The 10774-nt window shown below is 71.6% G+C and carries 8 protein-coding genes; 4 read left to right on the forward strand and 4 right to left on the reverse strand.

The window, feature by feature from the left end; all coding sequences use genetic code 11:
* The 4 genes from ACH499_RS22360 to rhaI all read right to left on the reverse strand — a co-directional run.
* Positions 1-585 (reverse strand): (Fe-S)-binding protein (locus tag ACH499_RS22360; RefSeq protein WP_399017804.1); only part of this gene is annotated, 585 nt, incomplete at its 3' end.
* Entirely contained in the window at positions 576-2084 is a 1509-nt protein-coding gene (locus ACH499_RS22365) for a rhamnulokinase family protein (protein WP_399017806.1), read from the reverse strand. The genes ACH499_RS22360 and ACH499_RS22365, both read right to left, overlap by 10 nt.
* A 165-nt stretch (positions 2085-2249) precedes the next feature.
* On the reverse strand, positions 2250-4295 hold the full coding sequence (locus ACH499_RS22370) for a bifunctional aldolase/short-chain dehydrogenase (RefSeq protein ID WP_399017808.1): 2046 nt from the start codon (positions 4293-4295) through the stop codon (positions 2250-2252).
* Positions 4296-4352: 57 nt separating this feature from the next.
* Positions 4353-5519 (reverse strand): L-rhamnose isomerase, encoded by a 1167-nt coding sequence (rhaI, locus tag ACH499_RS22375; RefSeq protein ID WP_399017810.1) that lies wholly within the window; start codon positions 5517-5519, stop codon positions 4353-4355.
* A 359-nt stretch (positions 5520-5878) separates the two neighbouring features.
* Between rhaI and ACH499_RS22380 the strand changes: the two genes are divergently transcribed.
* The 4 genes from ACH499_RS22380 (at position 5879) to rhaS (ending at position 10638) form a co-directional block, all read left to right on the forward strand.
* Entirely contained in the window at positions 5879-7408 is a 1530-nt protein-coding gene (locus tag ACH499_RS22380; protein WP_356207309.1) for a sugar ABC transporter ATP-binding protein, read from the forward strand.
* Positions 7405-8460, forward strand: a complete 1056-nt coding sequence (locus ACH499_RS22385) for an ABC transporter permease (protein WP_399017812.1) — start codon at positions 7405-7407, stop codon at positions 8458-8460. Before ACH499_RS22380 ends, ACH499_RS22385 begins: the two co-directional genes overlap by 4 nt.
* A complete protein-coding gene (locus ACH499_RS22390; protein WP_399017814.1) occupies positions 8453-9484 on the forward strand; it encodes an ABC transporter permease in 1032 nt (343 codons plus the stop codon). Before ACH499_RS22385 ends, ACH499_RS22390 begins: the two co-directional genes overlap by 8 nt.
* A 68-nt stretch (positions 9485-9552) precedes the next feature.
* Positions 9553-10638, forward strand: coding sequence for a rhamnose ABC transporter substrate-binding protein (rhaS, locus tag ACH499_RS22395; RefSeq protein ID WP_356207301.1), 1086 nt, complete (start codon positions 9553-9555; stop codon positions 10636-10638).
* Positions 10639-10774: the final 136 nt, after the last annotated feature.

The raw sequence follows: 10774 nt of genomic DNA on the forward strand, positions 1-10774 counted from the left end.
CATCGCCGCGGACACGTCGGCGTTCTTCACCGCGAAGGTGCCGCCGAAGCCGCAGCACTCCTCGGCACCGGGCAGCTCGACCAGCTCCAGCCCCTTGACCGCCCGCAGCAGCCTCAGCGGCCGGTCGCCCAGACCGAGCATGCGCAGTCCGTGGCACGACGGGTGGTAGGTGACCGTGTGCGGGAAGTACGCGCCCACGTCGGTCACCCCCAGCACGTCGACGAGGAACTCGGTCAGCTCGATGACGCGCGGCACGAGGGAGACGGCGGCGCCGGCCAGTTCCCGGCCGCGTCCCTCGGCAGCCGCCTTGGCCCCGATCCGGGGGTAGTTGTCGCGGACCATGGCGACGCAGGAGCCGGAGGGGGTGACGACGTGGTCGTAGCCGTCGAAGGCGCGGGCCATGCGGCGCACCAGCGGTTCGGTCGCGCGCCGGTAGCCGGTGTTGTACTGGGGCTGGCCGCAGCAGGTCTGGGCGGCGGGGAAGTCCACCTCGACCCCGAGGCGTTCGAGGACCTTGACGGTGGCGATCGCCGTGGACGGGTAGAGGGCGTCGTTGACGCAGGTGGCGAAGAGGGCTACGCGCATCGGGGTTCCGTTCGGGCGGGGGTGAGCCTGGCGGCTGCCGCGTCCCAGGCGGCGCTGTCGCCGCGGGGGCTGTAGCGCCTGAGGTGCTGGGTGGAGGCGACGAGCCGGCGCATCGCGGCGAGGTCGGCCACCAGTCCGGCGGCTCTGGCCTGGACGAGGATGTTGCCGAGGGCGGTGGCCTCGGTGGGCCCGGCGATGACGGGCAGGCCGGTGGCGTCGGCGGTGAGCTGGCAGAGCAGGTCGTTGCGGGAGCCGCCGCCGACGAGGTGGATGTGGGTGATGTCGCGGCCCGCGAGTTCGGCGGCCTGTCTCAGGGTGCGGCGGTGGGCCAGCGCGAGGCTTTCCAGGATGCAGCGGACGACGGCACCCTGGCTGTCGGGGACGGGCTGGTCCGTGCGGCGGCAGTGGTCCCGAATGCGTTCCGGCATGTCGCCGGGGGCGAGGAACTCGGGGTCGTCCGGATCGACGACGGCGCCGAACGCGCGGCAGCGGGCGGCCTCGGCGAGGAGTTCGGGGATGTGCGTGGGCAGTCCCTGGGCGTCCCAGGTCCGGCGGCACTCCTCCAGCAGCCACATGCCCATGATGTTGCGGAGGTAGCGGACGGTGCCGTCCACGCCCAGCTCGTTGGTGAAGTTCGCGGCCCGGGACGCCTCGGTGAGGACCGGGGCGTCCAGTTCGAGGCCGGCCAGCGACCAGGTGCCGCAGGAGATGTAGGCGAAGTGCGGCTCGGTGGCCGGGACGGCGGCGACGGCGGAAGCGGTGTCGTGCGAGGCCACGGTGACGACCGGGGTGCCCGCGTCGAGACCGGTGTGGTCGGCGACGTGCGGCAGGAGGGTGCCCGCCGGGTCGCCGGGGCGCCGCAGCGGTGGCAGCAGACCGGGGTCGACGGAGAGCCGCTCGAGGAGTTCCGCGGACCAGGTGCCCGTGCGGGCGTCGAACAGCCCGGTGGTGGACGCGTTGGTGACCTCCGCGCCGACGGATCCGGTCAGCCAGTGGACCAGCAGGTCCGGGATCAGCAGCAGGGTGCGCGCCGCACGCATCTGGCTGCTGCCGGCCGCCGAGGCGAGCTGGAAGACGGTGTTGAACGGCAGGTGCTGAAGCCCGGTGATCCGGTACAGCTCCTCGGGGCCGACGTGGGGCCGGACCCGCTCGGCGGCGTCGTCGGTGCGGCTGTCGCGGTAGTGGTACGGGTTGCCGAGAAGGACGCCGTCGGCGTCGAGGAGCCCGTAGTCCACCGCCCATGTGTCCACTCCGACGGAGGCGACCGAGCCGGCCCGGGCGGCTTCCCGCAGTCCGTCGACGGTTCCCTGGAAGAGGGCGAGCAGGTTCCAGTGCAGTCCGTCGGGCAGGCGTACGGGGGTGTTGGAGAACCGGTGGACCTCGGTCAGGTCGAGGTTGTCCGGTCCTACGCGGCCGAGGATCACCCGTCCGCTGGTGGCCCCGAGGTCGACCGCGGCGAACGCCGAGGGGAAGGCCGAGGAGGCCGGGGTGGTGGTCACGTGGTGGTACCTCCGCTGGGCGCGGCGAGGAGTGGTCGGACGGGGAGGGAGGGACGGAGGGGCCGGAGAGGTGGGACGGGAGGCCGGTGACGGGCCGGTCCGGCGGGCCGTGGTGCGCCCCGATGCCGCCGCGCGTGCCGCACCGGCGTCGGGGCGCGTCCGGGGTCAGCGCAGGAAGGCCGCGGCGACGCCCGCGTCCACGGGGATGTGCAGCCCGGTGGTGTGGGTCAGGTCGCCGCCGGTGAGGGCGAAGACCGCGTTCGCCACGTGCTCGGGCAGCACCTCGCGCTTGAGCAGCGTGCGCTGGGCGTAGAACTCGCCCAGCTTCTCCTCCTCCACGCCGTACACGGCGGCCCGCCGGGCCCCCCAGCCGCCGGCGAAGATGCCGGAGCCGCGGACGACTCCGTCGGGGTTGACGCCGTTGACGCGGATGCCGTGCTCGCCGAGCTCGGCGGCCAGCAGACGCACCTGGTGCGCCTGGTCGGCCTTGGTCGCCCCGTAGGCGATGTTGTTGGGGCCCGCGAAGACGCCGTTCTTGGAGGCGATGTAGACGATGTCGCCGCCGAGCTTCTGGGCGGTCATCACCCGGGCGGCCTCGCGGGAGACCAGGAAGGAGCCGCGGGCCATGATGCCGTGCTGGAGGTCCCAGTCCTTGGCCGTGGTCTCCAGCAGCGGCTTGGAGATGGAGATGCCGGCGTTGTTGACGACCAGGTCGACGCCGCCGAAGGCGAGGACCGCCTCGGCGAACGCCGCGGCGATCTGCTCCTCGCTGGTGACGTCCACCGTGACGGCCACGGCGCGGTCGGGTCCGCCGAGCTCCTCGGCGACGGCCGCGGCGCCCTCGGCGTCGAGATCGGCGACCACGACGCAGGCGCCCTCGGCGACGAGCCGGTGGGCGATGGCCTTGCCGATGCCCGAGCCGGCCCCGGTGACCAGGGCGACACGGGTGGCCAGCGGCTTGGGCGCGGGCATCCGCCGCAGCTTGGCCTCCTCCAGCTCCCAGTACTCGATGCGGAACTTCTCCGACTCCTCGATGGGGCTGTACGAGGAGACGGCCTCGGCGCCGCGCATCACGTTGATCGCGTTGACGTAGAACTCACCGGCGACGCGGGCGGTCTGCTTGTCCTTGCCGAAGGAGAACATGCCCACGCCGGGCACGAGGACGACGGCGGGGTCGGCGCCGCGCATGGCGGGCGAGCCGGGGACGGCGTGCCGCTCGTAGTAGGCCCGGTACTCGGCGCGGTACTCGGTGTGCAGCTCCTGGAGGCGGGCGACGGCCTGCTCCAGCGGGGCGTCGGCCGGCAGGTCCAGGACCAGCGGGCGGACCTTGGTGCGCAGGAAGTGGTCGGGGCAGGAGGTGCCGAGGGCCGCGAGGCGCGGGTGTTCGGCGCGGGCGAGGAAGTCCAGCACGACGTCGTCGTCGGTGAAGTGGCCGACCTGCGGGCGGTCGGCGGACGCGAGGGCGCGGATGTGCGGGGCGAGCGCGGCGGCGCGGGCGCGGCGCTGCTCGTCGGGCAGGGGCGCGTAGCCGTCGGTCACCGGCCCGAAGGGTTCGGGGCGGCCCTTCTCGGCGAGGAAGGCCTCGGCGGTGCGGATGATGTGGAGCGAGTTGGCCTCGCACTCCTCGGAGGTGGCGCCCCACGCGGTGATGCCGTGGCCGCCGAGGACGCAGCCGACGGCCTGCGGGTTGGCCTCCTTGACGGTGGCGATGTCCAGGCCGAGCTGGAATCCGGGGCGCCGCCAGGGCACCCAGACGACCTTGTCGCCGAAGCACTCCGCGGTCAGCTTCTCGCCGTCGGCCGCGCAGGCCAGGGCGATCCCGGAGTCGGGGTGCAGGTGGTCCACGTGGGCCGCGTCGACCAGGCCGTGCATGGCGGTGTCGATGGAGGGCGCGGCGCCGCCCTTGCCGTGCAGGCAGTAGTCGAAGGCGGCGACCATCTCGTCCTCGCGTTCGACGCCGGGGTAGACGTCCTTGAGCGCGCGCAGCCGGTCGAGGCGCAGCGCGGCCAGTCCCTCGGCCTTCAGCGTGCCCAGGTCTCCGCCGGAGCCCTTGACCCACAGCAGCTCCGTCTCGCCGCCGGTGACCGGGTCGGTGGCGGTGCCCTTGGCGGACGTGTTGCCGCCGGCGTAGTTGGTGTTGCGGGGATCCGAGCCCAGCCGGTGCGAGCGCGCCAGGAGCCCGGCGACTTCGGGGTGGATGGCGGAGGCCATGGTGATCTTTCCTTCGGTGGGATGACGACGGGGATGCGGGGCGCGGGGGTCCGGGGGTCAGGCGCCCCAGCCGGCCTGCTCGCCGCCCACGCGTTCGGCGACGATCCGCTCCTGCCAGCCGCTCGCGCGGTAGGCGGCGACCGGGTCGGGGTGCAGGCCCCGCTCCTCCCGGATCTCGGCCAGCAGGGGGCGCACGTCGGTGTTGTAGGCGTCCATGAGCACGGCGTTGGCGGCCAGGACGTCGCCCTCGGCCTGCGCCGCGGTCAGCGCCTCGGCGTCGACGAGCAGCGCCTTGGCGGTGGCCTCCTGCACGTTCATCACGGACCGGATGACGGCGGGGATCTTGGCCTCGATGTTGTGGCACTGGTCGAGCATGAAGGCGACGCCGGCGGCGGGGTCCAGGCCGCCGTTCTTGACGACCTCGTGCATGATCCGGAAGAGCTGGAAGGGGTCGGCGGCGCCGACCATGAGGTCGTCGTCGGCGTAGAAGCGGGAGTTGAAGTCGAAGCCCCCGAGCTTCCCCTCGCGCAGCAGGACGGCCACGATGAACTCGATGTTGGTTCCGGGCGCGTGGTGGCCGGTGTCGACGACGACCTGCGCCTTGTCGCCGAGCTTGAGGCAGTGCGCGTACGCCGTGCCCCAGTCGGGGACGTCGGTCGTGTAGAAGGCGGGCTCGAAGAGCTTGTACTCCAGGAGGATCCGCTGGTCGTCGCCGAGGCGCTCGTAGACGGCCCCGAGGGCTTCGGCGAGACGGTCCTGGCGGGCCGCGACGTCGTCCTGGCCGGGGTAGTTGGTGCCGTCGGCGAACCACAGCTTCAGATCGCGTGAGCCGGTGGCGTCCATGATGTCGACGCACTCCATGAGGTGCGCGAGGGCCTTGCGCCGCACCGCGGCGTCCGGGTGGCAGACACTGCCGAGCCTGTAGTCGTCCTCCTGGAAGACATTGGCGTTGATGGCGCCCAGTTCCAGGCCGCGGTCCTTCGCGTGGGCGGCGAGCGCCGCGTAGTCGTCCACCTTGTCCCAGGGGATGTGCAGCGCCACCCGGGGGGTGATGCCGGTGAACTCGTGCACCTTGGCCGCGTCGTCCAGCTTCTCGCGCGGTGTGCGCGGCACGCCTTGCTGCGCGAACACCTTGAAACGCGTTCCGGAGTTCCCGTAGCCCCAGGAAGGCGTCTCGACCCGCTGGTCGGCGAGTGCGGTCTTCACAGCAGTGATGTCAGGCATGTCCACCTCTGAATACGCAAGTTGTGCCGTCGCGGGCACTTGAACGACCCTCATGTGAATCGATTCAGGCTGCCGCTGAAACTAGCCCGTGACCGAAACCCCGTCAAGGGGCCGCGGGCAGCTCGGTGACCCCACGGCCCGATCGCGGGCACGCGGTACCGAGACAGGTCCGTGAGCCCGACGACTGCGCAGATCACTTGGGCTTCCAGGCGCCCCCGCCCACTCCGTCGGCAACTTCCGGCAACTGTGTGGCGCCCAGACCCTTGACGTTCCGGACAAGTCGAAGCTAGCTTCCGGGCAACCCCGTTGAAACATTTCACAGCGGGGTTCCCGCCCGGCACACGTACTGGAGACAGCCCATGACTCATCCCGAACCGGAGACCACTCCGGTGCTCGCCCTGGAGGGAGTGAGTAAATCGTTCGGCGCCGTCCGGGCCCTGCGCGGCGTCTCGCTGCGACTCTACGCGGGAGAGGCCCACGCCCTGGCGGGCGAGAACGGCGCCGGCAAGTCCACCCTCATCAAGACTCTCGCGGGCGTGCACCGTCCGGACACCGGCACGGTCCTCCTCGACGGCGAGCCGGTGGAGTTCCACGGCCCGGCGGACGCCCGCGACGCGGGGATCGCCGTGATCTACCAGGAGCCGACGCTCTTCCCCGACCTGTCCGTCGCGGAGAACATCTTCATCGGACGGCAGCCGCGCCGCTCCCTGGGCCGGGTGGACCATCGCGCGGTCAGGCAGGCGGCGTCCGACCTCTTCTCCCGCCTCGGCGTCGCTCTCGACCCCGACCAGCCGGCGCGCGGCCTGTCCATCGCGGACCAGCAGCTCGTGGAGATCGCCAAGGCCCTGTCCTTCGACGCCCGCGTGCTGATCATGGACGAACCGACGGCGGCCCTCACCGGCAGCGAGGTGGCCCGGCTGTTCGGCGTGGTCAAGACGCTGCGCGAGCAGGGATCGGCGGTGCTGTTCATCTCGCACCGTCTGGAGGAGATCTTCGAGCTGTGCCAGCGGGTCACCACCCTGCGCGACGGTGCCTGGATCGCCAGTGAGCCGCTCTCCGGACTCGACGAGGACGGCCTGGTCCGGCGCATGGTCGGCCGCGATCTCGACGAGCTGTACCCCAAGCAGGAGACGAGGATCGGCGAGGTCGCCCTCAGCGTGCGCCGGCTGACGCGCGAGGGGGTGTTCACCGACGTCTCGTTCGACGTCCGGCGCGGCGAGATCCTCGGCCTGGCCGGACTGGTCGGGGCGGGCCGCAGCGAGGTGGCCCGGGCCGTCTTCGGCATCGACCGCTTCGACGGCGGCGAGGTGGAGGTGCTCGGCCGGAAGCTTCCGGCGGGCGCTCCCAGCGTCGCCATGGCCGCGGGCATCGCCCTGGTGCCCGAGGACCGCCGCGCCCAGGGCCTGGTGATGGACATGTCCATCGAGCGGAACATCGGACTCACCGGCTTCGCGGCCACCTCCCGTGCCGGGCTGATGAACCGCGCGGCCGAACGCAGCCGCGCCGTGGACTGGGCGACCAGGCTCCAGGTGAAGTACGCCCGGCTGGCCGACGTCGTCGGCACCCTCTCGGGCGGCAACCAGCAGAAGGTCGTCCTCGCCAAGTGGCTCGCCACGGCACCCCAGGTGCTGATCGTCGACGAGCCGACCCGCGGCATCGACGTGGGGACCAAGGCCGAGGTGCACCGCCTGCTGTCCTCGCTCGCGGCCGACGGGGTCGCCGTGCTGATGATCTCCTCCGACCTGCCGGAGATCCTCGGCATGGCCGACCGGGTCCTGGTGATGCACGAGGGCCGGCTGACCGCCGACATCCCCCGGGCCGAGGCCACCGAGGAAACCGTCATGGCAGCCGCGACCGGCCGCGCCGACCGAGGGAGGAAGGCGGCATGACCACGACCGTCGAACCGGTGCGGCAGGACGTCGCACCCGAGTCCGTGGCCGCGCGGCGGCTCATGGACAAGATATTCAAGGCCCGCGAACTGGCCGTGATCGCCGTCCTGGTGATCATGCTCGGGGCCACCCAGTTGTCCAACGGCGAATTCCTCTCGCAGCAGGGCATCAAGGACCTGCTGCTGAACGCGACGATCCTGGTGCTGGTCGCGATCGGCCAGGCGATGGTGGTCATCACCCGCAACGTCGACCTCTCGGTCGGCTCGGTGCTGGGCATCTCCGCCTTCGCCGCGGGGCTCTACCTCCAGGACGGCGGCAACGCGCTCGTCGCCGTGCTGCTGGCGGTGGTGATCGGCGCGCTGTTCGGCGTCGTCAACGGTGCGCTGGTGAGCCTCGGCAAGGTGCCGGCCCTGGTGGTGACCCTCGGCACCCTCTACATTGTGCGCGGCATCGACTCGATCTGGGTCGGCTCCCGCCAGATCACCGCGAGCGACCTGCCCGGCGGCTTCGTCGACTTCGGCCACGACGGCATCCTCGTGGTGCCCTACCTCGCCCTGCTCACCGTCGCCGTGCTGGTCGTCGTCGCCCACTACCTCCGCAGCTACCGCAGCGGCCGCGACATGTACGCCCTGGGGTCCAGCCCGGAGGCCGCCCGGCTCGCCGGCGTCCCCGTCCGGGCCCGCATCATGACGGCCTACGTGGTGTGCGGCGCGCTCGCCGGACTGGCCGGCGCCCTCTACCTCGCCAGGTTCGGCAACGTCGACTCCAACACCGGCAACGGCTACGAGCTCATCGTGGTCAGTGCCGTGGTCGTCGGCGGCGTCGCCTTCACTGGCGGATCGGGCACGGTCTACGGCGCCGCGCTCGGCGCGGTCCTGCTGACCTCCATCAACGGTGTGCTCCCGGCCCTGGGCGTCAGCTCGGTCTGGGTCACCGCCATCAACGGCTTCCTGCTGCTGCTCGCCATCGCCGTGGACCGCGTCCTGGCGCTGCGAGTCGCCGGGGCGCTGCGCAAGAAGGCCGCACGGACGAGGAGTGCCCGTCATGTCTGACACCGCCGTCAAGTCCCCCGCGCTCTCCCGTCCCGTCCGGGCACTGCGCTGGGACACCTCGGTCGGCCTCCTGCTGGTCGTCCTGCTGATCTGCTCGTTCTCCTTCGTCGAGAACTTCGGCAACGCCCTCAACGTGTCCTTCCTCATCGGCAACACGCTGCCCATCGCGCTGATCGCGCTGCCGATGGCGATGCTCGTGGTGTCCGGCGAGGTGGACCTCTCGGTGGCCTCCACCGCCGGCCTCTCCAGCGCCGTGATGGGGGCGCTGTGGAACGCGGGTATGGCGATCGAGACGATCATCCCGTTGTGCGTGCTGCTGGGTGTGGTGTGCGGCCTGGTCAACGGGCTGCTCGTGACCCGGCTCGGACTGCCGTCGCTGGCCGTGACCATCGGCACGCTCGGCGCCTACCGGGGCATCGCGCAGATCGTGCTCGGCTCCGACTCGGTGACCGACTTCCCGGCGCAGTACCTGGACTTCGGGGCCGGCCGGTTCGGTGACACGTTCCTCCCGTACGCCGCGGTGCCCTTCGTCGTGCTGCTGGCGATCGCGGTCGTCCTGCTGCACGCCACGCGCTTCGGCCGCTCGCTGTTCGCCATCGGCTCCTCCGAGGAGGCCGCCCGCTTCGCCGGCATCCGGGTCAAGCGGCTCAAGCTGGCCATGTTCGTGTCCACGGGCGTGGTCTCCGCCCTCACCGGTGTCTTCTGGACGCTGCACTACGCCAGCGCCCGCTACGACAACGCCACCGGACTGGAACTGTCCGTGATCGCCGCGGTGCTGCTCGGCGGCATCGACTTCGACGGCGGCAAGGGCACGCTCGGCGGCGCCGTGGCCGGCGTGTTCCTGCTCGGCACGATGCAGAACGTCATGAGCCTGCTGAACGTCACCGCCCAGTCCCAGACCGTGGCCACCGGCGTGCTGCTGGTGATCTCCGTCCTGGCTCCCCGGATCGGCCGCCGGATCTCCCAGGCCCGGGCCAGGGCGCGAACGGCGTCGTCCCCGCCGGCCACGGCCTCGTCCGCGTAGCTCTCCTCCTCCCAGCACCCTCCGGTACACCGACCACTCCCCCGCCCGCACAGGTAAAGGAACCCTCCATGTTCGGCACCACCGCCAGATCGCGCCGTCTCGGCCTCGCCCTCGCCACGGTCACCGCCCTCGCTCTCGGCGCCACCGCCTGCGGCGGCACCACCAAGGACGACGCGTCCAAGGACGGCGGCAGCGCGGCGGCCGGCAAGGCCGACCCCAACGCGGAGACCAAGAAGGGCCTCACCGTCGCGTTCCTGCCCAAGCAGGTCAACAACCCCTACTTCACCACGGCCGACGCCGGCGGCAGGAAGGCCCTGGAGGAACTGGGCTCCACCTACAAGGAGGTCGGCACCAGCAGCGGCACCGACACCGCCGGTCAGGTCAGCTATGTCAACACGCTGACCCAGCAGCAGGTCGACGCCATGGCCGTCTCCGCGCAGGATCCCGGCGCGCTGTGCACCGCCCTCAAGCAGGCCATGCGCAACGGCGTCAGCGTCGTCACCTACGACTCCGACACCAACAAGGACTGCCGCCAGGTGTTCGTCTCGCCGGCCTCCACCGAGGACCTCGGGCGCACCCAGGTCGAGTTGCTGTCCAAGCAGATAGGCGGCAAGGGCGAGATCGCGATCCTGTCCGCCGCGCAGACCGCGACGAACCAGAACGCCTGGATCGACGTGATGAAGGAGGAGCTGAAGAAGCCCGCCTACAAGGACATCAAGCTGGTGAAGGTCGCCTACGGGGACGACGACGCCCAGAAGTCGTTCCAGCAGACCCAGGGCCTGCTCCAGGAGTACCCGGACCTGAAGGGGATCATCTCCCCCACCACCGTGGGCATCAAGGCCGCCGCGCAGTACCTGTCCGGCTCCAAGTACAAGGGCAAGGTCAAGCTCACCGGTCTCGGCACCCCGAACGACATGCGCGCCTACGTCAAGAACGGCACCGTCGAGGCGTTCGAGCTGTGGGAGCCGGCCAAGCTCGGCGGGCTCGCCGCGCACGCCGCGGTCGCCCTGGAGTCCGGCCAGATCACCGGTCAGAAGGGCGAGACGTTCAAGGCCGGCGACCTGGGGACCTTCACCCTGGGCGAGGACGGCGTCGTCTCGCCGGGCGAGCCGACCGTCTTCGACAAGGCCAACATCGACCAGTTCGACTTCTGATCCGAACGACTCCCGTGACGACTGCGGTGGGGGGCCCGCGCGCGCCGGGGGCCCCCCCCCGGGCGCCCGGGGGTTCCGTGGGCCCCCGCGGGTTTCAGCAGGAGGGGCCCCCCCCCCAAGCCCCCCCCAAACCCGA

Source organism: Streptomyces sp. NPDC018947, assembly GCF_044390505.1.
In the GTDB taxonomy this organism is placed as follows: Bacteria; Actinomycetota; Actinomycetes; order Streptomycetales; family Streptomycetaceae; genus Streptomyces.